At 63.7% G+C, this 22,623-nt stretch carries 21 protein-coding genes and 1 riboswitch; of the genes, 17 read left to right on the plus strand and 4 right to left on the minus strand.

Going from position 1 to position 22,623, the window contains the following annotated elements; all coding sequences use genetic code 11:
- From ACNJX8_RS20510 to ACNJX8_RS20540, 7 genes are all read left to right on the plus strand, one after another.
- Positions 1 to 303 carry a DUF5076 domain-containing protein gene (locus ACNJX8_RS20510; RefSeq protein ID WP_027559362.1) on the plus strand — a complete coding sequence of 101 codons (303 nt, stop codon included), beginning with the start codon at positions 1 to 3 and terminating at the stop codon, positions 301 to 303.
- 1 nt (position 304) lies between these two features.
- A complete protein-coding gene (locus ACNJX8_RS20515; RefSeq protein WP_128945880.1) occupies positions 305 to 757 on the plus strand; it encodes a nucleoside deaminase in 453 nt (150 codons plus the stop codon).
- Positions 758 to 819: 62 nt separating this feature from the next.
- Positions 820 to 2,163: a pyruvate dehydrogenase complex dihydrolipoamide acetyltransferase gene (locus tag ACNJX8_RS20520; RefSeq protein WP_439356579.1), complete on the plus strand. Its 1,344-nt coding sequence runs from the start codon at positions 820 to 822 to the stop codon at positions 2,161 to 2,163.
- 22 nt (positions 2,164 to 2,185) lie between these two features.
- On the plus strand, positions 2,186 to 2,419 hold the full coding sequence (locus ACNJX8_RS20525) for a hypothetical protein (RefSeq protein WP_128941005.1): 234 nt from the start codon (positions 2,186 to 2,188) through the stop codon (positions 2,417 to 2,419).
- Positions 2,420 to 2,436: 17 nt separating this feature from the next.
- Positions 2,437 to 3,858 carry a dihydrolipoyl dehydrogenase gene (lpdA, locus tag ACNJX8_RS20530; RefSeq protein ID WP_439356580.1) on the plus strand — a complete coding sequence of 474 codons (1,422 nt, stop codon included), beginning with the start codon at positions 2,437 to 2,439 and terminating at the stop codon, positions 3,856 to 3,858.
- 219 nt (positions 3,859 to 4,077) lie between these two features.
- Positions 4,078 to 5,319: a threonine synthase gene (locus tag ACNJX8_RS20535; RefSeq protein WP_128933546.1), complete on the plus strand. Its 1,242-nt coding sequence runs from the start codon at positions 4,078 to 4,080 to the stop codon at positions 5,317 to 5,319.
- A gap of 194 nt (positions 5,320 to 5,513) precedes the next feature.
- Positions 5,514 to 6,482: a tripartite tricarboxylate transporter substrate binding protein BugD gene (locus ACNJX8_RS20540; RefSeq protein ID WP_439356581.1), complete on the plus strand. Its 969-nt coding sequence runs from the start codon at positions 5,514 to 5,516 to the stop codon at positions 6,480 to 6,482.
- A 48-nt stretch (positions 6,483 to 6,530) separates the two neighbouring features.
- Here ACNJX8_RS20540 and ACNJX8_RS20545 read toward each other — a convergent pair whose 3' ends face one another.
- From ACNJX8_RS20545 to ACNJX8_RS20555, 3 genes are all read right to left on the minus strand, one after another.
- Complete coding sequence (locus ACNJX8_RS20545) at positions 6,531 to 6,917, minus strand: response regulator transcription factor (RefSeq protein ID WP_164934895.1); 387 nt, start codon at positions 6,915 to 6,917, stop codon at positions 6,531 to 6,533.
- 95 nt (positions 6,918 to 7,012) lie between these two features.
- Positions 7,013 to 7,681: a response regulator transcription factor gene (locus ACNJX8_RS20550; RefSeq protein WP_439356582.1), complete on the minus strand. Its 669-nt coding sequence runs from the start codon at positions 7,679 to 7,681 to the stop codon at positions 7,013 to 7,015.
- Complete coding sequence (locus ACNJX8_RS20555) at positions 7,678 to 9,663, minus strand: PAS domain-containing sensor histidine kinase (protein ID WP_439356583.1); 1,986 nt, start codon at positions 9,661 to 9,663, stop codon at positions 7,678 to 7,680. Before ACNJX8_RS20555 ends, ACNJX8_RS20550 begins: the two co-directional genes overlap by 4 nt.
- A gap of 808 nt (positions 9,664 to 10,471) precedes the next feature.
- Between ACNJX8_RS20555 and ACNJX8_RS20560 the strand changes: the two genes are divergently transcribed.
- Genes ACNJX8_RS20560 through ACNJX8_RS20570 form a run of 3 tightly spaced genes read left to right on the plus strand, consistent with a single transcriptional unit; the run spans position 10,472 to position 11,399 of the window.
- Positions 10,472 to 10,864 carry a hypothetical protein gene (locus ACNJX8_RS20560; RefSeq protein ID WP_439356584.1) on the plus strand — a complete coding sequence of 131 codons (393 nt, stop codon included), beginning with the start codon at positions 10,472 to 10,474 and terminating at the stop codon, positions 10,862 to 10,864.
- The gene (locus ACNJX8_RS20565; RefSeq protein WP_128933553.1) at positions 10,861 to 11,049 is read left to right on the plus strand and encodes a hypothetical protein; all 189 of its coding nucleotides are present in this window, start codon (positions 10,861 to 10,863) and stop codon (positions 11,047 to 11,049) included. Before ACNJX8_RS20560 ends, ACNJX8_RS20565 begins: the two co-directional genes overlap by 4 nt.
- The gene (locus ACNJX8_RS20570) at positions 11,046 to 11,399 is read left to right on the plus strand and encodes a hypothetical protein (protein WP_439356585.1); all 354 of its coding nucleotides are present in this window, start codon (positions 11,046 to 11,048) and stop codon (positions 11,397 to 11,399) included. The genes ACNJX8_RS20565 and ACNJX8_RS20570 overlap by 4 nt, the downstream gene beginning before the upstream one ends.
- An 82-nt stretch (positions 11,400 to 11,481) precedes the next feature.
- Here ACNJX8_RS20570 and ACNJX8_RS20575 read toward each other — a convergent pair whose 3' ends face one another.
- On the minus strand, positions 11,482 to 13,671 hold the full coding sequence (locus ACNJX8_RS20575) for a transglycosylase SLT domain-containing protein (RefSeq protein ID WP_439356586.1): 2,190 nt from the start codon (positions 13,669 to 13,671) through the stop codon (positions 11,482 to 11,484).
- Positions 13,672 to 13,993: 322 nt separating this feature from the next.
- Here ACNJX8_RS20575 and ACNJX8_RS20580 point away from each other — a divergent pair, with 322 nt between their 5' ends.
- The 7 genes from ACNJX8_RS20580 (at position 13,994) to ACNJX8_RS20610 (ending at position 22,378) form a co-directional block, all read left to right on the plus strand.
- Positions 13,994 to 15,730 carry an adenylate/guanylate cyclase domain-containing protein gene (locus ACNJX8_RS20580; protein WP_439356587.1) on the plus strand — a complete coding sequence of 579 codons (1,737 nt, stop codon included), beginning with the start codon at positions 13,994 to 13,996 and terminating at the stop codon, positions 15,728 to 15,730.
- Between the two features lie 122 nt (positions 15,731 to 15,852).
- Positions 15,853 to 16,029: a hypothetical protein gene (locus ACNJX8_RS20585; protein WP_164934897.1), complete on the plus strand. Its 177-nt coding sequence runs from the start codon at positions 15,853 to 15,855 to the stop codon at positions 16,027 to 16,029.
- Between the two features lie 150 nt (positions 16,030 to 16,179).
- Positions 16,180 to 16,389: a hypothetical protein gene (locus ACNJX8_RS20590; RefSeq protein ID WP_091885589.1), complete on the plus strand. Its 210-nt coding sequence runs from the start codon at positions 16,180 to 16,182 to the stop codon at positions 16,387 to 16,389.
- Between the two features lie 132 nt (positions 16,390 to 16,521).
- Positions 16,522 to 16,779 carry a hypothetical protein gene (locus ACNJX8_RS20595; RefSeq protein ID WP_128933557.1) on the plus strand — a complete coding sequence of 86 codons (258 nt, stop codon included), beginning with the start codon at positions 16,522 to 16,524 and terminating at the stop codon, positions 16,777 to 16,779.
- Positions 16,780 to 16,868: 89 nt separating this feature from the next.
- Positions 16,869 to 17,083: riboswitch (cobalamin riboswitch) on the plus strand.
- Between the two features lie 200 nt (positions 17,084 to 17,283).
- Positions 17,284 to 19,434, plus strand: a complete 2,151-nt coding sequence (locus tag ACNJX8_RS20600; RefSeq protein ID WP_439361944.1) for a TonB-dependent receptor — start codon at positions 17,284 to 17,286, stop codon at positions 19,432 to 19,434.
- Between the two features lie 61 nt (positions 19,435 to 19,495).
- The gene (locus ACNJX8_RS20605) at positions 19,496 to 20,077 is read left to right on the plus strand and encodes a hypothetical protein (RefSeq protein ID WP_439356588.1); all 582 of its coding nucleotides are present in this window, start codon (positions 19,496 to 19,498) and stop codon (positions 20,075 to 20,077) included.
- Positions 20,078 to 21,016: 939 nt separating this feature from the next.
- Complete coding sequence (locus ACNJX8_RS20610) at positions 21,017 to 22,378, plus strand: IS30 family transposase (RefSeq protein ID WP_439359333.1); 1,362 nt, start codon at positions 21,017 to 21,019, stop codon at positions 22,376 to 22,378.
- Positions 22,379 to 22,623 lie beyond the last annotated feature (245 nt).

Raw genomic sequence — 22,623 nt, forward strand, 5'->3', positions numbered from 1 at the left:
ATGGCGGGTCCGAAGGAGCAGCCACTGCCGCCCGACGTCATGACCCGCGAGGACGCGGTCGAGATCCTGCGCGTGTTCGTGCTGGACGGCGGGCTGTCGATGGCGTTCCAGCGCGCCTTCGAGGAGCCCGACATGTGGGGCCTGCTGCTCGTCGATCTCGCCCGTCATGCCGCGCGCGCCTATGCGCGCGAGAGCGAATATACCGAAGAGGACGCCTTGAACCGGATTCTGGACATGTTCCAGGCCGAGATCGAGCGTCCCACCGACACCGGCACGACGACGCCGCGCGGCAAGGGGCACTGACGTGGCGATCGAATCCTATCACTACGATTTCATGCTGGAGGCGATCCGCGAGGCGGAAGCCTCAATCGCGCAAGGTGGCCTGCCGATCGGCGCGGTGCTGACGCGCGACAACAAGATCATCGCCCGCGGCCATAACAACCGCGTGCAGGAGAACAACGTGATCCTGCACGGCGAGATGAGCTGCCTGCGCGAGGCGGGCGCAATCACGTTCCACGACACAATCATGTACACCACGCTGTCGCCTTGCTCGATGTGCGCCGGCGCGCTGGCGCTGTTCAAGGTCAAGCTGGTGGTGATCGGAGAATCCGTCACCTTCCCAGGGTCCAAGGACATCCTCGACAAGTTCGGCATCCCCTGGATCGATCTTGCCGACGACCGCTCCATCACCATGATGAAGACGTGGCGTTCCAATCCCGCCAATGAGCGCCTGTGGCAGGGCGACATCGGCAACTAAACCTGGTCTGTTCGTCTTCGCTGTCGAAGGCGACGTTTTGAGAAGTTCTTCGTGAGGTCAGCATGCCCATCAACATCCTGATGCCCGCTCTCTCGCCGACAATGGAGAAGGGCAACCTCGCCAAGTGGCTGAAGAAGGAAGGCGACAAGGTCAAATCCGGCGACGTCATCGCCGAGATCGAGACCGACAAGGCGACCATGGAGGTCGAGGCGATCGACGAGGGCACGATCGCCAAGATCCTGGTGCCCGAGGGCACGCAGGACGTCCCGGTCAACGACGTGATCGCGGTGCTGGCCGGCGAGGGCGAGGACGTGAAGGCCGCGGGCGCTGCGAAGCCGACCGCCTCGGCTGCACCGCCAAAGGCCGCTGAGGCACCTGCTGCTGCGCCGGCACCGGCACCTGCTCCGGCCGCACCGAAGGCGGCGCCGGCACCGGCGGCGCAGGCTGCAGCTCCCGCCGCGCACGGCAACGGCCATGGCGGCCGTGTGTTCTCATCGCCGCTGGCGCGCCGTATCGCCAAGGAAGCCGGCATCGATGTTGCGATGGTCACGGGCACCGGCCCGCACGGCCGCGTGGTCGCGCGCGACGTCGAGCAGGCCAAGTCCGGCAAGGGCCTCAAGGCGCCCGCGGCGGCCCCGTCCGGGGCGCCGGCAATCGCGCCGACCATGTCGGACAAGCAGATCCTGGCGCTGTTCGAGCCTGATACCTACGACATCGTCCCGCATGACGGCATGCGCCGCACCATCGCGCAGCGCCTGACCGCGTCGATCCAGAACGTCCCGCACTTCTATCTCACCATCGACTGCGACATCGGCAAGCTGCTGATCGCGCGCGAGGAGATCAACGCCGCCGCACCGAAGGACAAGGAGAAGAAGCCGCTCTACAAGATCTCGGTCAACGACTTCGTCATCAAGGCAATGGCGGTCGCGCTGCAGAAGATCCCGAACTGCAATGTCAGCTGGACCGAAAGCGGCATGGTCAAGCACCACCATTCCGACGTCGGCGTTGCCGTCGCGATGCCGGGCGGCTTGATCACGCCGATCATCCGCAAGGCGGAGACCAAGACGCTCTCCACCATCTCCAACGAGATGAAGGATTTTGCCGCGCGCGCCCGCTCGCGCAAGCTGAAGCCTGAGGAATACCAGGGCGGCACCACTGCCGTCTCCAACCTCGGCATGTACGGCATCAGCCACTTCACCGCCGTGATCAATCCGCCGCACGCGACCATTCTGGCCGTGGGCACCAGCGAAGAGCGTCCCGTCGTGCGCGGCGGCAAGATCGAGATCGCGAACATGATGAGCGTGACCTTGTCCTGCGATCACCGCGCCATCGACGGCGCGCTCGGCGCCGAGCTGATCGGTGCGTTCAAGCAGCTGATCGAAAATCCCGTGATGATGATGGTCTGACGCGGCGGCAGAGGGGGCAACCTTGCATGTCCGCACCCGCTGGCCATGGATATCGCTGCTGCTCGGAGCCGTTGTCGCGCTCAATCCGATCGGACTCGATTTTCTTCACTCCGCCTTCCTGTCGGGAGAGCAACTGTCGCGAAACATCGCTCAACCCATTGTGTTGAGCGCGCTGGCCATTCTGGTCCTGGTCGGGATCATCGAATGGCTGGTCAGGTTTGTTGTCTTCAAGCGCCGCGCCCGCGGTGCTTCTTGAGTTGAACGGGAGCCGCCATGGCCGATACATCCTTCGACGTCATCATCATTGGCTCCGGTCCCGGCGGCTATGTCACCGCGATACGCGCCGCCCAGCTCGGCTTCAAGACGGCGATCGTCGAGAAGTCGTATCTTGGCGGTATCTGCCTGAACTGGGGCTGCATCCCGACCAAGGCGCTGCTGCGTTCGGCCGAGATCTATCACTACATGCAGCACGCCAAGGATTACGGCCTCTCGGCCGAAAAGGTGTCGTTCGATCCGAAAGCCGTGGTGCAGCGCTCGCGTGGCGTCTCGAAGCAGTTGAACACGGGCGTCGGCTTCCTGATGAAGAAGAACAAGGTCAGCGTGATCTGGGGCGCGGCCTCGATCGACGCACCCGGCAAGGTCACCGTGAAAAAGTCCGATGTCGAGGCGCCGAAGGGCTCGCTGGGCGAGGGGACCTACCAGGCCAAGCACATCATCATCGCGACCGGCGCGCGGCCGCGCGTGCTGCCGGGGCTCGAGCCCGACCAGAAGCTGATCTGGACCTATTTCGAGGCGATGGTGCCGGACCGGATTCCGAAGTCGCTGCTGGTGGTCGGCTCCGGCGCGATCGGCATCGAGTTCGCCTCGTTCTTCCACACCATGGGCTCTGACGTCACCGTGGTCGAGGTGCTGCCGCAGATCCTTCCCGTGGAGGACGCGGAGATCGCAGGGCTCGCGCGGAAACGCTTTGAGAAGATGGGCATGAAAATCATGTCCTCGACCAAAGTCACAAAACTCGAGAAGAAGGCCCATAGCGTCGTCGCCACCATTGACGACGGCAAGGGCAAGCCTGCCACGACCGAGTTCGAGCGGGTGATCTCGGCGGTCGGCGTCGTCGGCAACATCGAGAATCTCGGCCTCGAAAAGCTCGGCGTCAAAACCGACCGCGGCATCATAGTGGCCGACGGCCACGGCAAGACCAATGTCCCCGGGATCTACGCCATCGGCGACGTCGCTGGTCCCCCGATGCTCGCGCACAAGGCCGAGCATGAGGGTGTGATCTGCGTCGAGGCGATCAAGGGCCTCAATCCGCACCCCATGGACAAGAACATGATCCCGGGCTGCACCTATTGTCATCCGCAGGTCGCCTCGGTCGGTCTCACCGAAGCCAAGGCCAAGGAGAATGGCCGCGAGATCCGAGTCGGCCGCTTCCCCTTCGTCGGCAACGGCAAGGCGATCGCGCTCGGCGAGGACCAGGGTCTGGTCAAGGTGATCTTCGACAAGAAGACCGGCCAGCTTCTCGGCGCTCACATGGTCGGCGCTGAAGTCACCGAACTGATCCAGGGCTATGTCGTCGCCATGAATCTTGAGACCACGGAAGAAGAACTGATGCACACCGTGTTCCCGCATCCGACGCTGTCGGAGATGATGAAGGAAGCCGTGCTGGATGCTTATGGACGGGTGCTGAATATTTGACGGGCTGGGCTTCGCGTCTCTCGGCTCCGTCATCCTGAGGTGCGAGGCCAGCGGTGCAGAGCACCGTTGGGCGAGCCTCGAAGGATGAACGGCCGAGATGCAGCAGCCGGGCTCGTCGCCCTTCGAGGCTCTCCATCCGGCGCGTGGCGCCGCATGGAGAGCACCTTAGGGTGACGGGTCTGATAGAGAAATACGAAAACAAGAAGAGGGAATGAACCCATGCACGACAACGACAACCTGACCATCGAACGTCCGACCTTCGTCACGCATCTCGAATGCGCGATGGAGGGCGATCATTACCCCGCCGACCAGGTCCATAACCTCTCCAAGGCCGGCAAGCCGCTCCTGGTGCGCTACGACCTCACCGGGGTGAAGAAGGCGCTGACCAAGGACGCTTTGGCCCAGCGTCCCGGCGACATGTGGCGCTACCGCGAGCTGCTGCCGGTGCGCAAATGCAAGGACATCGTCTCCCTCGGCGAGGTCACGACGCCGCTGATCCGGCTGCCGAAGCTCGGCGCCAAACTCGGCGGCGGCGAGATCATCGTGAAGGACGAAGGGCGGCTGCCGACCGGCTCGTTCAAGGCGCGCGGCCTCGTGATGGCGGTGTCGATGGGCAAGGCGCTCGGCATCAAGCACATGGCGATGCCGACCAACGGCAACGCCGGCGCGGCGCTCGCGGCCTATGCGACGTCGTGCGGCATCAAGACTACGATCTTCTGCCCAGCCGATACGCCCGAGGTGAATGTCAGCGAGATCGAGCTCCAGGGCGCCACCGTCTATCGTGTCAACGGCTATATCGACGATTGCGGCAAGATCGTCGGCGAGGGCAAAGCAAAAGTCGGGTGGTTCGACACGTCGACGCTGAAGGAGCCGTACCGCATCGAGGGCAAGAAGACGATGGGCCTCGAGCTGGCCGAGCAGCTCGGCTGGGACGTGCCCGACGTGATCTTCTATCCGACCGGTGGCGGCACCGGCCTGATCGGCATGTGGAAGGCGTTCGACGAGCTCGAGAAGATCGGCTTCATCGGCTCGAAGCGTCCGCGCATGGTCGCGGTGCAGGCCTCGGGCTGCGCGCCGATGGTGCGGGCCTATGACGCCGGCACCGAGCATGCGACGCGCTGGGAGGATGCGCACACCATCGCTTCCGGCATTCGCGTTCCGCAGGCGATCGGCGATTTCCTGATCCTGCGCGCAGTGCGACAGAGCAAGGGTTTTGCCATCGCGGTCGACGACGACAAGATCTCGTCGGCGCTGAGCGAGGTTGCGCGCGAGGAGGGGCTGCTGCTGTGCCCCGAGGGCGCCGCCACCTACGCCGCCTACAAACAGAGCCTCGCCGACGGCCGCGTCAGCAAGACCGACCGCGTGATGCTGTTCAACTGTGCGACCGGCCTGAAATATCCACTGCCGCCGGTCACCCGCACGCTCGATCGTCACAAGCCGATCGACTACACGCAGTTCTAGAGTATGGTCCGGAAAAGTGTGCTGCAACGGTTTTCCGAAAAGATCTTGCTCAAACGATAACCTAGAGCGCGATAACGATTCATCCTAATCTCATCGCGCTTTAGATTAGCGCGGCAATACGCCACGATTGATCCCTCTTCCCGTACGCGGGCAGAGCGACAAAAATAATAAAGACATTTGCTGGGGAGAGGACCATGAAGGCCGCTTGGGCTGCGCTGATTGCCATTCTCGCTGTTGCAGGCGCCGCGCGCGCCGACGATTATCCCACGCGTCCCATCACAATCATCGTGCCATTCGCGGCCGGCGGGCCGTCGGATGCAATGGCGCGGGTGCTTGCGGAACGCATGCGGGTCTCGCTTGGCCAGCCCGTGGTGATCGAGAACGTCACCGGTGCGGGCGGCTCGATCGGCGTCGGCCGCGCCGTGCAGTCACCGCCGGACGGCTACACCATCTCATTCGGCCATCTCGGCACCCACGTCGCCAACGGTGCCGTCTACAAGCTCAAATACGACCTCGTCGCCGACCTCGAGCCGGTGGTGCTGTTGCCGAGCAATCCGATGATCATTGTGAGCAAGAACGCGGTGCCCGCGGCCTCGCTGAAAGAGTTCATTGAGTGGCTAAAGTCGCGGCCGTCGCCGCCCACCGCAGGCACCGCCGGCGCGGGCTCCGGCAGCCACATCGCCGGCGTCTATTTCGAGAGCGTCTCCGGCATCAAGCTGCAATACGTGCCGTATCGCGGCACCGCGCACGCCCTCAACGATCTCATCGCCGGCCAGATCGATCTCATCGTCGACCAGACCTCGAACTCCATCAACCAAGTCCGCGCCGGCACCATTCGCGCCTACGCCATCACCGACGACAAACGCCTGCCGTCGGCGCCGGAGATTCCAACCGCGGCGGAGGCGGGTCTCAAGGGTTTCAACATGACGCTGTGGTCGGGCATGTGGGTGCCGAAAGGGACGCCGAAGGAGATCGTGACCAAGCTCAATGCGGCGACCGTGGAAGCGCTGAGCGATCCCGGAGTGAAGAAGCAACTCGAAAGCCAGGGCCTGGAGATGACGCCCAAGGATCAGCTCACGCCAGAAGCGCTCGGCACCCGCCAGAAGGCCGAGATCGCAAAATGGTGGCCGATCATCAAGGCGGCCAACATCAAGGTGGATTGAGGCGGCGGTGCTGTTGTCAGCGTGTCGCCTTCGCTGACCGCCGGACAATCACTTCATGGTTTCGCCACCTGCTGCCAGCGCTACCTCCAGGCATTGCATCAGATCCGAGGCGGCGAACGGCTTACCGAGGAAACAACTTGCCCCCGCTTTAAGCGCACGCACACGCACGCTCTCATCCGGAAAAGCAGTGATGAAGATGAATGGCGTCGCCGACCCCTGCGCGCGCATCTGCGTCAGCAGATCGATTCCAGTGACCGACGGCATCTGCACGTCCGCGATCACGCACGAGGTGTCGGTCGAATCGGCCGACCGCAAAAATTCCTCGGCGGAGGCGAATGTGTGGACGATGTATCCGCGGGATTGCAGGAGATTGTTGATCGCGGCCCGCACGTAGGGATCATCATCAAGCACCGAAATGACCGAAGCCACTGACAAGACGTCCGCTCCTCGCTCGGGATTACGCTTGCCGTCGCCACGGCCACACCTAAACGTGCAAGGTGGACCTGCCAGCCACCATTGGAAACTCATACTTAGGTTTGTACGTCGGGCTTGCTGGGTCGAATCCCGAGCGCCTCGCTCATCCTCACGAGGTCGGCCAGCGACTTCGCGCCCATTTTCCGCATGATCTGGCCGCGATAGATCTTGACGGTGATTTCCGCCAGACCGAGCTGGGCGGCCACTTGCTTGTTCATCAGGCCCGACGTCACCAGTGACAAGACGTCCCGCTCCCGCGAGCTGAGTGACTCGAAGCGTGATCTGACGTTCGAGACCGTCTTGTTAAGATCGCGGCGCTTGCGGTCTCGCTCGATCGCGGCCTGGACCGCGTCCAGGATGTCCTGGTCGCGAACCGGCTTGGTCAGGAAGTCGATCGCGCCGCTCTTCATGGCCCGAACAGTCATGGGAATATCACCATGACCGGTGATGAAGATGATGGGCGTATGGATATTTGCCTTGGCAAGATCGGTCTGCAGCTCGAGGCCGCTTGTTCCGGGCAGGCGGATGTCGAGCACCAGGCAACTGGGGACTTCTGGCGGCTTGGCCTGCAGGAGTTGCGGCGCCGAGCCGAATGCTTCGACCTTGAGGCCGACCGACTCGAACAGATTGGTGAGCGCACGGCGCATGGACGCGTCGTCGTCGACGATGAAGACGATTGGCTGATCGCCGTCCTCCTTGGGCGAAGGCCCCGCGCGCTCGGTCACAATGCGTCCTCTCGATGGAGTGGCAGCGTGATCTGAAAAGTCGCGCCATGCTCCCGGTTCGGTATGGCGGAAAGTCGTCCGCCATGAGCCTCGATAATGGAGCGGCAGATCGACAGGCCCATGCCCATGCCGGAGGACTTCGTGGTAAAGAACGGCATGAACAGGCGGTCCATTGCCTGTTCGCAGATGCCGACGCCGCAGTCGGATACGCTCACCAGCACCGCGCCATCCTCGTCGGCCGCTGAACGGATCGCCAGCTCGCGCGGGCGATCATGGATGCCTTCCATGGCCTCGATCCCGTTCTTGATCAGGTTGATCAGGACCTGCTGCAATTGAATGCGATCGCCAACGATCCTGGGCAGTGCCGACGACAGCTCCATTCGGACCGACACGGCATGGCTGGCCATCTCGCGCTGAACGAGCGCGACGGCCTCGCGCACGACCACGCTGACGTCGAGCGGAGCCATCTCGATTTCGGAACGCTTGGCGAGCGCCCGAACGTGACGGATCACGTCGCTGGCACGCTTGCCGTCCTCGATGATCCACTCCACGGAGCGGCGCGCTGCCTTGAGGTCGGGCGGACTGCGTTGCAGCCAGGCGACGCAGGCGTCGGCGTTTGCGATCACGGCGGCGAGCGGCTGGTTGATTTCATGGGCGATTGAAGCGGTCAGCTCGCCCAGTGTCGTGACGCGCGTGACATGGGCGAGCTCGGCTTGGGCCTTGCGCAGCGCGTCTTCGGCCTGATCGGCCCGGATGGCCGCGGTCACGTCGGTGCAGACGCCCCGATAACCCAAAAAGGCCCCGTTGGCGTCGAAAAATGGCTTGCCGCTGGTCCGGACATAGATCGGGTGTCCGTTGCGGTCCCTGCTGCGGTACACGAGATCGCGGAACGGAATGTGGGCGTCGAGCGCCGCCCGATGTTGTCGCCATTTTTCGGGCTCGAGATCGGAGTCCGGAGCAATGTCCCAACGCGTGAGCCCGATCAGGCCTGCGGGGGCGGCGACGGTATCTGAATGTTCCGATACTTGGGTGACGCGATGGTCTGGCCCCGTCTCCCAGAACCAGTCGGAGGCAGTTTCGGCATAGTCGCGAAAGCGCTGCTCGCTGTCACGAAGCCTGCGTTCTGCCTCCTTGGTCGCCGTGATGTCGGTCACCGATCCCACGAACTCCACGTGACCGCCGGTATCTCGCGTCGCCCGGGCGACCGCTCGGACGTACTTGATGGAACCGTCGGGCATCACCAGCCGGTATTCGTGATCGTAGTCTTTCCCCTCGCGCGCCGCCCGGCCCGTGGTCTTCTGCACTGCGAGCCGGTCCTCCGGATGGATCCGCTGGAGCATGAACGGGATCTCTGGCTTGGTCCCTTCGTCGCATTGGAAGATGCGATAGGTCTCCTTGGACCAGGTGATCTCGCCGGTTGCGGCCCTCCAGCCGAAACTGCCGGTGTGGCTCAATTCCTGCGCCTGGGCGAGGTAAGCTTCGCTCTGTCGCAGCGCATTCTCCGCTTCTTTGCGCTCGGTGATGTTCTCGCAGGCGACCAGCACGATTGGCCCGCCATTGGCCCGCAGCATGGTCTTGGCGTTCTCGCGCACCCATAGCACCGAGCCGTCCTTGCGAACCTTCCGAATCTCCCAGGTGTGCGACTGATCGATGGTCTCAAGGCACAGTGCGACACACGCGCGGACGAAGTCGCGGTCTTCCTCGAAAAAGACATCCAGCACTGATCGGCCGATCAACTCCGCGGCCGTATAGCCCAGCTGCGCCGCGCCGAACGTGTTCACGTTGATGACGGTTCCGCTCGGGTCGACCATGAAATACATGACCGGGTTGTGCTCGAAGACTTGCTGCCACTGCTTGACCGCCTCCAGCAGACCGGCGTCACCGGTCTCAGTGCGCGGCTTGGGGGTGACAACTTGCTTGACGCAGCCGGCGAGGAATTGCGCGGCTGACTTCCCGAACGTGGCTGCCCGGCCCGGCTTCATCGCAGACGCTCCCGGCGCTCTCTGCGTGAACGCAAGTAGAGCACGTTGCCGCCGGAGGAGCAATTCCGGCCAAAGTCGGATGGCGACTGCGACATTGGCCTTGGAATTGGCTGCTCGCCGCCCTGTTCGCCGCAGCGCATCAAGCACGTCGTGCCGGGCAAGTTTTTCACGGTCGCCGTGCAGCTTGTGCGTCGTTCGCCGTCTCGTTGAACATGGGCCATCGCGAGAGTCCCGGGCGACTACGGGACAAACCTAAGTATAGCTCCTCCATTCCTAGTCATGTCGGCCAATTACCTCCGTACAATTGAGCGTCTTGTTCTGGGGGGACTAGTCTCACGGCCAATCGGGAGTGTCGACCAGCCAATCGCAGTGTTCGCACGAGAACCGGGTCTGAAGCGTATAGCCCCGGGCGCTTTCACCGACACGGGCAGGCGACCAGCGACGAGGCAGCTGCATTTCTCGACACGCAGCCGCGATCTCCGCAACTCACGACCCGCGTGAATTCGAAGGAAACCAATAGGCAAGAGCGCAAGCAGCCGAAAGAGGGAGAGAACAATGTGCGATACGTCGCAACTTCCTGAGCGTCGCCTATCCGAGTCCGAACGTTGCCCTTCGATCAAGGGCTGTGCGGTGTGTGGCGGCAAGTTTGGTCTGATCCGCTACTATTCCTGGCGCACTGCGCTCTGCTCCAAGAAATGCGTTGATCGCTTCCGCACACGCCGCGAACGCGACCGCCGGTGGCTGTTTCGGGCGCAGGTCGCGTGAGGACTGAATTGGAGAGCTGACATCTAATCCGGGAGCCCGTGCGTTGATCCGTTCATGCAAGCTCTTGTGCGCGGTGGTTCTCCTCGGCGCCGCTGCGACGGCCCAGGCGCAGGAGACGGGACACGGCACCGTTCATCGCCAGCACCCACCCCAGGACCAGGCGCTGCACGAAAAATTCTATTCGACCTGGCACATGCCGGACAATCCGAGCCTCAGTTGCTGCAGCAACGCGGACTGCTATCCGACCGACATCAAGTACATCGACGGCCGGCTGTATGCACGGCGCAGGGAGGACGGGAGATTCATTCTGATCCCACCGCAAAAAGTGGAGCGAAACAGGGATAATCCGGACGGCCGAAATCATCTTTGCGCTCCACCGCCCGCACTGTCTCCGATGGACAGCGTTTACTGCTTCGCTTTGGGAGGTGCCACATGAGATTCGCGTTTGTCCTCGTGAACGGTCGGACCCCGTTCCGGCAAACCTGGTGCATGCAGTGCTGCGAGCCGATCGGCGGCAGCTATCTCCGCGAGATCGCGACCCGTCTGCCTTACTGCGATTATCAGTGTTACGCATTGTTCTGCGAGGCGCTCGCGAAAGATCGCGTGAGGGCGGCTTCATGAAATTCGTGGTGGTCAATCACGAGCCCCCGTTGCGCGCCGCCACGTGCAGCGCATGCTCGCGGTCAATCGGGATCGGCTATGTCCGGCATGTGCGGACACAACGCTGTTACTGTGACACCGATTGCTACCGTCGCGGCGAACTCGCCACGTTCTTCATGCAATGGTCGATGCCCGGGCGCACAGAACCGGCCGCGGGTAACGTCGAGCTCGCCGCTGGCAACATGATCGAGATGTTGGCGGTCCTGAGTGCCGTCTCGTGCTGGAGCTGCACGATACACGCCTGGACCTTCGCAAGAGCGTTGACCGGCGCATATTTGGGCGGTGGCGATCTGATCGATGGAAGGAGGTGACACCTGGCTGCGCGACTATACGCGCGTGGAAGCCGCAGCACCGTGACCCCGCAGGCGCCGCGTCCAGCCCCGGCGGCGTTGACTAGGGAGCGGGTGCTGCGGCCGCCACGGGTGCGGTTGCGCTGACCTCGTGCGTGACGACGCGCTGGTCGCTCTTGCCGGCGATCATGCTGCTGTCTTCGAACCGCGCACGGTAGACAAGGACGTTCTCGATCACGCGCTGGACGTAGTTGCGCGTCTCCGACAGCGGGATGCGCTCCACCCAGTCGACCGGATCGACCTTGGGATCTCTGGGATCGCCACGCGCCTGCACCCATTCGCGCACACGGCCGCGGCCGGCATTGTAGCCGGCGAAGGTCATGATCTGGTTGCCGCGATATTCCGAGAAGAGCGCGCTGAGCTCGGCCGCGCCCATCTGGGTGTTGTAGACGGGATCGGAGACCATCCTGTCCCAGTCATAGGTCAGGCCGAAGCGTTTGGCGGTGTCGCGGCCCGCTTCCGGCGTCACCTGCATCAGCCCGACCGCATTGGCAGGCGACTTGTCGCGCTGGTCGAACGAGCTTTCGGTGCGCGCCACCGAATAGATCACGCTGGTCTCGATCGCGGGTGCGACCTGTTTGTGCTCGGGAATGCCGATGGTGGGGAAGGCGTAGTGGTCGAGCGCGAGCCCGCGCGCCAGGGCCGACTTGCCGACCTCCAGCATCACGCGTGCGTCATTGCGCTGTCCGGCGAGCGCGGCGAGCGCTTCGAGCGCCGCGGCGTCGGTGCTCTCCTTGGCAAAATCCTCGGCATAATAGAACACGACGTCGCGCTCGCCGATATCGTATAGCATGTTGGCTGCGCGCACGCGCTCGTCCGCCAACTGCGTGTCGGCGGCGGCCAACACGGGCGAGGGCGCGCGCAGCTCGATCCGGTCCAGGCCGAGCTTTGCGCGGGCGAGCTGACCGTAATAGGCGGTCTGATAGCGCGCCGCCGCCCGATAGCTCATGCGCGCGTCGGCTGTAGCACCCATCGCCTCGGCGGCGCGGCCGCGCCAGTAATGGGCGCGCGACAGCGCGATCGGATTGGCCGATCCCTCGTCGATCGCGGCGAAGTGCACCATCGCCGTCCTGGGATCGTCGAGATAGCGCAGCGCGATCCAGCCGCACATGAAGTGGTAGTCGACGCGGTAGACTTCTTTCTCCGGCACCGCGGCCGTGCGCACTACGTCATAGGCGGTCTTGAACTTGCCCTGGTCGAGCAGCTTGCGCGCCAGCAGGCGGCGCTCGCGCCACCAGGCATCGGTGTCCTGCGCGGCCATCGTGTCGGGTCGGGCGGCGAGGATCACCTCGGCTGCGTCGTCGATGCGGTCGTTCTGAAGATGCCACTGGGCGCGGCACAGCACATAGCCGAGATCGCGCCGCGCCTCGGTCGAGACGTCCTCGAGATAGTCCTTGGCCTTGCTCGCTTTGCCGGTGACGGCGGCGCAGGCCTTCACGATCGCGAGCGCATCCTCGCCGAGACGTTTGGCCGCGCGCCTTGCGCCTGCGTAGTCCTTGGCGCCGAGGCGCTTGTCCATGCGCGCGCGGTGATCGTCGGCGGATAGAAGATCGCTGAACGCCGCGTAGGAATCTTCTTCGCTCCGCTCGGACAATTCGTCCGTGCGCCAGGCCTCGCGCACGAGACGCGCAGCCCTGTCGGTCTCGCCTTCAGTGAGCAGTACGCGGGCCAGCGCGAACTTGCCCTTGGCGCTGGTCGGCCGGTCCATGGTGAATTTGTGCACAATGGCCGCGTCACTCTTCTCCTGCCACAGCCGCGCCTCGGCGCGGCGGCGGAGCAGGGCGCTGCTCGGCCAGTCCGGATTGGCGGCGAGGAAGGCGGCGTAGCGCTTGAAATTCGCCATGCTCTCGGAGTGGCGCAGCATGAACCAGTCCGCAAGCCTCTGTCCGGCGGGGTCAGTGATGCGGTCGCGCGCGGCGCCCGCATCTTCGGTCTTGCCCTTGCGCGCGAGGTCGATCGCATCCTTCAGCGCGGCGAGATCGCCGGTCAGCGGCGGCGGGGCCGGCTTGTCCGAGGGCTCGTCGACCGCTTTCTTCGGCTTGCGCTTGGCCTCGGCGTGCTTGCCGTGCCGCGCTTTGCCGGCCGAGGCATGGCGCTGCTTGCCGGCTTTCGCCTCATGCGTCTTCTTCGGCGCGGATGATTTATGATTGCTCTTCGCCGCCAACTCGGTGGGAAGGAGGGCCATCGTGGCCACGGCAACGACACACGCGAGCGAGCGTAGGCACTGGTTCATTCCATGGTCCCCCTGCGAAACCACTACAAACCAAGGTCCGCGATGACATGCGGCTTGAGAATCAAGAGACGACACCAAACGATGTCATGACATCGTTTCGCATTCCTCACGCTCTCGCAACAATGCGGCAAAATACGGATGGGAACTCGGGAACTTCCGAAATAGCGGAAAAGGCAGCATGTTTAACCTTTGTTAACGATTGGCTCGCGCGACGGTTGCGTACGGTTCACCGCGTCAGAAAGGCGAGATTGCGCGTGTTCCCACCGCTAAATCCGGTGTATTGAGTTCCCTCGCTTCATCCTTTCAGCCTTTGCCTGCACCTATGCCGATTTTCAACCAGTCGATCCGGCGCAAGATCGTCGGTATCGCCCTCGGATTGATCGTCCTGATGCTGGTCACCTCGATCCTGTCGATGGTGATGTCGAGCAAGGTCGGCGTTCTCCTGGACGAGCTGACCAACCGCTACATCCCGGCCTACGGCCATCTGGCGCGCGCCAACATCCGCTCGCTGGAGCGGGCGCTGGCGCTGCGGCGCATGGTCATGACCAAGATGCAGTCGCCGTCGGACGAGGAGGCCTACGCGGCGCGGGTGCGCGAGTTCGAGCAGACCGACCGCAGGATCGAAGAGGAGGCCGAGAGCGCACGCACGCTCATCAACGCCATCATCAACGATCCCAGGACACCGTCCGACAATGCCGCGCTGGCGCGGATCGAGCTCCGCATCGAGACCGCCGTCACTGAGCTGCGCCGCGATCTGACCGAGGACCACGCAAAGCTGGCCAAGCAGGTCGATGCCAGGCAGATGGCGGAGGCCCGCGGCACGCTGGAGCACATCGACGTGCTGCGCGACCAGTTCAATCAGAAGATCGATGCGATCCGCGCCGACATGCTGGCGCAGGTTTTCTTCAGCACGTCGCAGGTGATTAGCCATCAGCACCAGGCGATCATCGTATCGGGCATCGTGACCTTGCTCGCAGCGATCGTTGGATTTGCCTTTGCGCTCCTGGTGAGTAGCGGCATCACGCGCCCGGTGCGGCTGCTGCTCGCCGGCACCCGCGAGGTCGAGGCGGGCCGGTTCGACAAGCCCATTACCGTCTCCACCCAGGATGAGATCGGCGAGCTTGCCGCGGCCTTCAACCGCATGATCGAGCAGCTCCGGCACAACGAGCGCATCCGTGAGACCTTCGGCCGCTACATCGACCCGAAAGTGGTGCAGGGCCTGATTGACCGGCCGGAGGTCGCCATCGACGGCCAGCGCCGGGTCATGACCATCATGTTCTGCGATATGAGCGGCTTCACCTCGATGAGCGAGGGCGTGACCCCGCGCGGCCTCGTCAAGGTGATGAACCACTACTTCACGGTGATGTCCGGCCCCATCCGCAGCAATCGCGGCATCATCGACAAATATATCGGCGATGCCATCATGTGCTATTGGGGCCCGCCCTTCATCGAGGAGGACGAGCAGGCGATGCTCGCCGGCCTTGCCGCCATCGAGATGGCCGATCAGGTGCCCGCGCTCCAGAAGCAGCTGCCGGATCTGCTCGGCATCCGCGCCATGCCGGCGCCGTGCGATCTGCGCATCGGCATCGCCACCGGCGAGGTCCTGACCGGCAGCATCGGCTCCGACCTGATGATGAGCTTTACCGTGATGGGCGACGCCGTGAACCTCGCCTCGCGGCTGGAGGCCGCCAACAAGGCCTACGGCACCCGCGTCCTGGTCTCGCAAGCAACGGCGGATGCGATCGGCTCACAGCTCGAACTGCGTGAGATTGATCGCGTCGCGGTCGCGGGGCAGCGCGCACCGCAGGCCGTCTTCGAGGTGATGGGCAAGGCCGGCGCACTCACCGATGCGCAAGCGCGCCTGCGCACGCACTATGCCGAAGGCCTTGCCGCCTATCGCGCCGGGCACTTCGACGACGCCCGCGCCGCCTTCAACGCCGCGCTCGAAGCGGTCCCCGGCGACGGTCCCTCGCGCACGCTGCTCGGCCGCATCGCGCAGTTCGAGGTCAACCCGCCGGACGTGGGTTGGGACGGCGCCTGGCGGTTGGAGCAGAAATAGCATTGCCTGCCGTCCGGCGTCGCCGACTGGAAAAAACGATTCTACTCCATAACGATGTTCGCCGTGACCTATTTCCCGGGCTTAGGCTCGACGTCCCTGAGGCGTCAGATGGGGACACGCCGATGACACACCTTGAGGACAGGCTCGAACGGTTCGAGACGCTCTCCGCCGAGTGCGAGCTGATTGCCAAGCTCGCCACCGACAGCACCAAGCGCGAGTTCTATCTGAAGCTCGCCGAGCAGTACCGCCAGCTGGCAGTGGATATGCGGCAGGCGATCGCGACCAGCGCTGCTGCTTGAGGCCGATTGCAATCCGTTCTTAACATTTGGCGCGCATTCTGAGGCGCATGCGGGCGTCGCTGATTGGCGATGGCTCGTAGTGGGAAGGCCGGGGTTCGTTGCAATGCAGCGCCTCGCGAGTGTCACTTGCCATGTTTGACGGGCAATCCCATGCGTCTCGTTGCAGTGATCATATTCGCGCTCATGACGGCGGCCTGCGATCAGGAGCAGGACATCACCGGCTCGACGTCGACCTGCCCGATGCGAAACTACAGCTACAATCCTCGCGACATGAACCAGTGCGTCAGCGCCTGCAAGTCATGCGATCACGGCACCACGGTCACCTGCACGACCTCCTGCACCCTCAAGGGGGCTCGCTGAGTTCTTGATGCTTGTGGCCAAAATCGCCGGCGCGCCAAAAGACAGGAGGCTGTCGGCGGTGCCCAGGCACCGGAACGATTCACTTGGATTAATCATTGAAGGAGGCGGGCAGGACGCATGGAGTCCGATTGAATGGGTATGCTCGATCCCGGCCGGTTCCTAGTGTCGTGCTCGCATTGCGACGCTTGGCCGATGGCTGCCAACGTCAAACGTTCAAGCTGGTCGGCATTCCCGCGTGAGGTCCGTTTCGTGTGTCGGCGCTGCCGCCGCGAGGAGACCGCGATTGTCTCTGCCTCCGGCGAACTGACGCCGATCAAGCGCATCGATGTTCCGCCACGCGACGTCGCCATCGCTTGGGCGCAGGCCCAGCGCCCGCGAGGGCGGACGTAGCTGCCGGGCCTCTGCTTGCGGGACGCACCGGCAGCGGCGAGTGGTCGCTGCCAGATGCAACCAGCCGATTGACTCCCGGGCTGCACGACTCGTAAAAGATCCGCGACGGTTCTCCTCACGGAGATCAAAAGGGAACGTGGTGCGAGATTTTCCCAACGCCGGAATCTTCTCAATGCCATGGCTGCCCCCGCAACTGTAAGCGGCGAATCTCTCGTCCTATGCCACTGGGAATCTCGGTCCTGGGAAGGCGACGGAGAGGTAACGACCCGCGAGCCAGGAGACCTGCCGTCAGCCGTGGTCACACGCGAAGATGTCGGTCGGGGAGTACAGACATTAGCTTCACCGGAGCGATTGATCGCTTCGTCGTGAAACCTCGTTCGCTGTGACGTGCCACTGACGTCCTGCCGAGGTTTTGTTCGCATGTCTTCCGTTTCCGCCGCAATCCGGTGCCGTCGCACGGCCTGGCTGGCGTCCAGCTTCATCATTCCCGTTCTTGTCCTCAATATGAGGGGCGTCCGCGCCCAGACTGCCGCCGAGCAGTTGCCGCCGGTCGAAGTGACCAGGGCCGACGATCAGAACCGCACGCGTGCCAGGGCGAGCAGCGATGGCGACATGGGGAGACGCCGTGCGACGCCGAACGGCGCGCCGACAGGGACCGGCTCGGCCGGCTTTGGCGGTGAGGCGGCCAGCAACAATGGAGGCATCGTCGACGCCGCCACGACCGTCATCACCGCCGCGGACGTCGCCCATTCGCCGTCGCAGACGCTTGCCGAGATCATCTCGACGCAAGTATCGGGCGCCCAGATCACGACGTTCTATGGCGGTCCGATCGGCGCCAAGACCAGTGTCGACCTGCGCGGCTTCGGCGCGTTCGCAACCGCCAACACGCTGGTGCTGGTCAACGGACGGCGGCTGAACGACATCGACATGGCGCAGGTGGACCTTGCCACCATCCCGCTCAATTCCATCGAGCGCATCGAGATCACGCGCGGCAATTCCGGTGCGGTGCTCTATGGGGACAACGCGGTCGGCGGCGTCATCAACATCGTCACCAAGAACGGCGTCGGCGGACCACCCATGGCCGCGGGCATCGAGGCCGGCTTCGGCTCGTTCAACACCAGGCTCGCCAACGTCTCGACGTGGCTCAATTCCGGTCCGTGGTCGACCTCGTTTTACGGCAACACCGTCAAGACCGATGGCTATCGTGACAACAATCGTTATTCCCAGGAGAACGGCGTCGGCAATCTGAACTACACGACGCCGGGGTTGACTGCTTTCCTGACCGTGACCGGCGACAATCAGGAACTGCGACTGCCGGGCGGCCGCACCGTCGATCCCTCGATCGGCCTCGACGAACTCGCGACCAACCGGAAGGGGACCAGCACGCCCTTCAACTATGCCAACCAGCAAGGTTTTGGCGCGACAGCGGGTTTCACAAAAACCCTGGTGAACGGTGTCGATCTCATCGTCGACGGCGGCATGCGCGACAAGAGGCAGCAGAGTGCATTCTTCTCCAGTCCGACGCCGGTGCCCGCCTTTTTCACCTCGACCTATGTCGACGCTGATCTGACGACATGGTCGATCACGCCGCGCCTCAGCGTGAAGAGCCTTCTGCTCGGAATGCCGTCGCAGCTCTTGACCGGCATCGACTATTACGATGCGAGCTTTCAGCAGAACCGCGGCGCCGGCCAGGGTCTCGCCGCCTGGCACAATTACGACCTCAGGCAGCAGACCGTTGCGGGCTATTTTCAGCACACATTGGGTGTCACGCCCACGACCGACGTTTCCTATGGGGCGCGGGTGCAGACCATCAGTCTGTCGGCACGTGACAATTTTGATCCGGCGGCTCCGTTCAACGCCGACATCGGCGCGCTCCCGCTCAGGAGCGACGAGACCCAATATGCGCTGCACCTCGGTGCCGAGCATCGCCTCAACGACATGATCTCGCTGTTCGGCCGCGCCGCGCGGGCGTTTCGCACGCCTGACGTCGACGAGCGGGTGTCGTCTGGACCCTCATTCGATCCCTTCTTCAATCCACTGCCGCAAACGTTCCTGCTCAAGACCCAGACCTCGCAGGATGTCGAGGCTGGGCTGCGTATCAAGGGAGGCGGTCTTCAGATGCAGAGCAGTCTCTATCTGATGGACCTCACCAACGAGATCCATTTCAATCCAATCCTGTTCTACAATACCAATCTCGATCCGACCCGCCGTTACGGCTCGGAGACCAGTGTCTCCTATCGCGTCAACGACGCGCTGCTCTTGCGCTCCGGCATGGCTTATACGAGGGCTGTCTTCCGAGAGGGCGTCTGGGCCGGCAACGACGTGCCGCTGGTCTCGCGCTACACCGCGAGTGCGGGTGTCACCTGGAACATCTGGCAGAACTATGTCGTGCTCGACACCACCGCACGGTTCTGGAGCGAGCGTCGCATGGACAACGACCAGGCCGGAACGCAGAAGCCGATCCCTGCTAATGGCACGATCGACCTCAAGCTCAGTGGTCAATATGAGCGGTACTTCTGGTCGCTCAGCGTCAACAATTTGCTGAACGCGCTCTACTACGACTATGCAGTCGCAAGCACCTTTACCGACGGTCGCTTCAGCGCCTATCCGCTGCCCGGCCGCAGCTATCTGCTCAAAGCCGGCGCAACGTTCTGACGTCGATAGGGCTGTCACACGTCCCCAAATGGACTAGAATTCGAATAGAAGGAGATCACTTATGGCTCTCAGCATCCAGCCCTCTCACGCCGACAGTCTGCGGCTTCATCCGGTGACGCCGCGCCTTGCGCCGATGTTCTGCTTTGGGCTGCTGACGGCGTCATGCGCGCTCGCGAGCTTCGCGCTCGCCTGTGCAACACCGTTCGCGGCCTTTGCCGTCGTCGCGGCCGCGATGCTGCCGCTGCGCCCGGCGCTGCTCGTCGTCACCGGCGCCTGGCTCGTCAACCAGACCATCGGCTTCGGCGCGCTGCACTATCCCATCGATGGCAGCACCATCGCCTGGGGTTTTGCGATCGGCGCGGCCGCGCTGCTCTCGACCGCCATTTCGTCCGCGGTGCTGCGTACGCTGCCGCAGGGCCGCACGCCGCTGGTGCTGGCCGTCACGCTCGTCGCCGCCTATGCGGCCTATGAGCTCGCGCTGCTGGCCGCGACGCCGTTCCTGGGGGGAGAGGGCGCCTTCACCGCAGCCATCGTGATGCGCCTTGGGCTGACCAGCGCCGCCTGGCTCGCCGGTCTCGTCGCCGCCTGCGAGATCGTCCGCCTGCTCGATCCGTTCGGGCGCAAGCGAGCGATGTCGGCCTGAGCGCCGCTGCGTTCGACGTCGTGGCGCCATCGGGGCCACGGGATCTTGCTGTGTCGCCGGACTGTCAACCCGCCCGCGCAAAAAGATTCCGCTTTACCGAAATTCGGAATTGACGTATGTGTCGCCCATCCCGGCTCACCCTTGAGGGGCGATCATGTGTCGTGATGATCGTAGAGCCGGGCTTGCGGTGGACGCGGCAGCGTCGGGCGCGAGAGCTGCGGGCAGGGCGGATTGCTCTCCGTGAGCCCTAAGGCTTCGCGCGGACGGACGGCGCTGTCAGGTTCGTCGCGTCAGCATTTCGATGGCAACGTGCACAACGCCGTCGAACCCTGTGGCGCAGGCGAACCGCGCGTACGGCAAAACCGTGTGGTCCTGGCCGTCGTTGCTACGGTCAAGCCCTGGCGGAGGCGGCATTGGCGTCAACCGGCGCGGTGTCCGTGACTTCTACGAGGGCGAGGGAGGCCAGAAGGAACTCGGCTCCCGGGAGAGCGCGGCATAAGCCGTCAAACCACTGCGCAGGGAAGGCCGTGTGTTGGGCTTCACCTGTATGCTGCTGTGCGGTCTTCTCTGCGTGTGCTTTTCGCGCAGCGGACCGCGGGTGCCGCCGGCACCCGGCCTTCCCTGCGCCCTCTTGGCTTTAGAGGGGGAGAGATCAAGCAAAGCTCGGGCGAAATCCGCCGCGAGAATGCGAAGGCGTGTCTGCGACGCAGATGCGGATTGGAGAGCGACGCCATTGCCCCTTGCTCCGTCATTGCGAGGAGCCCTTGCGACGAAGCAATCCAGAATCTTGCCGCGGAGGGATTCTGGATTGCTTCGCTTGCGCTCGCAATGACGAGCCTGTGGCACGCGCGCCACACACTCGCTGTCATCGCCCGGCTCGACCGGGCGATCCAGGGCGGATTCAACCGCTCGTCGCAACACTCCAGCAAGGAGGTTGCGATGGAGAGCTGTGTGCGGGTGGGTCGTGCTCAGAAGGCCCTGCGAGAGCATTACAGACCGTTCTGGGTCGCGATTGCCTCGGGGCGATCGAGCGAGGATGCTTCGATTGAGGCCGGGGTGTCGCCGGCGGTCGGAGTGCGCTGGTTCCGGAGGGCGGGCGGTATGCCGCCAACACATTTGTCGCGGTCGTCAAAACCCTCATCAGGGCGCTACCTCTCGTTCGCCGAGCGTGAGGAGATCGCCATCTTGCGCGCGCAGGGGCATGGGGTGCGAGCCATAGCTCGCCAGCTCGATCGGCCGCCATGCACGATCTCTCGTGAGCTCCGACGCAATGTGGCGCGTCGCCACGGCGCTGCAGAGTACCGCGCGACCACGGCACAATGGCGCGCTGATCGATCCGCCCGACGACCCAAATTGGCGAAGTTGGCAATCAATCCGGCCCTGCGGGATTATGTGCAAGACCGGCTTGCCGGTATGATCGCCAAGCCGGACGGGAAGCCCCTCCCTGGCCCGAAGGTGGTGTGGAAGGGGCGCCGGGCTGTACATCGGCAAAACCGGCGCTGGGCGACGGCATGGAGCCCGGAACAGATTTCGCGGCGACTTCGGCTCGACTTCCCCGAGGATGAGACGATGCGCATCAGTCACGAGGCGATCTATCAGGCGCTTTATGTGCAGGGACGAGGGGCTTTGCGTCGCGAACTGACGGCCTGCTTGCGCACCGGGCGGGCGTTGCGGATGCCAAGGGCGCGCGCGCGTAAAGGCCGAAGCTTTATTCCTTCCGAGATCATGATCAGTCAGCGTCCGGCGGAGGCCGCCGATCGAGCTGTGCCGGGCCACTGGGAAGGTGACCTCATTATGGGCCTTGGAAGCTCCGCGATCGGCACTCTGGTGGAGCGCACGACCCGTTTTACCATTCTGCTGCATCTACCGCGCATGACGGGCCAGGAACAGGAAGCTGGGGTGAAGAAAGCACTCGCCGGACATGGCGCTGAGGCCGTGCGCGATGCCATCACCCGCGCAATCGTCACCATGCCAGAGCAACTGCGTCGGTCACTGACTTGGGATCAAGGAGCCGAGCTGGCACAGCATGCACGTCTGAGGATCGATGCAGGCGTACAGGTCTACTTCTGCGACCCTCATAGCCCATGGCAGCGCGGCACCAACGAGAACACGAATGGGTTGCTGCGTCAGTACTTTCCAAAAGGGACCGATCTCAGCATGCACAATGCCGAGGACCTCGAGGCCGTGGCTCTCGCACTCAATACCAGGCCCAGAAAGACGCTCGGCTGGAAAACACCCGCCGAAACTCTCGACCAATTGTTACGGGTGAGCGATACACGGAGTGTTGCGACGAGCGGTTGAATCCGCCCAGTACTCCGAGACACTTGTGATTGAACCGAGAGGCCGCGGCGTACTGGATTCCCCGCCTTCGCGGGGAATGACAGCGTCATTTGGAGAACGGCGGCAGTGCCCCTTGCTCCGTCATTGCGAGGAGCCCTTGCGACGAAGCAATCCAGAGTCTTGCCGCGGACTGATTCTGGATTGCTTCGCTGCGCTCGCAATGACGATGTGGAGGCGGCGTGCGCCACACTGCGCTCTCGTGCCCC

It is taken from the genome of Bradyrhizobium sp. SPXBL-04, from assembly GCF_051853035.1.
In the GTDB taxonomy this organism is placed as follows: Bacteria; Pseudomonadota; Alphaproteobacteria; order Rhizobiales; family Xanthobacteraceae; genus Bradyrhizobium; species Bradyrhizobium zhanjiangense.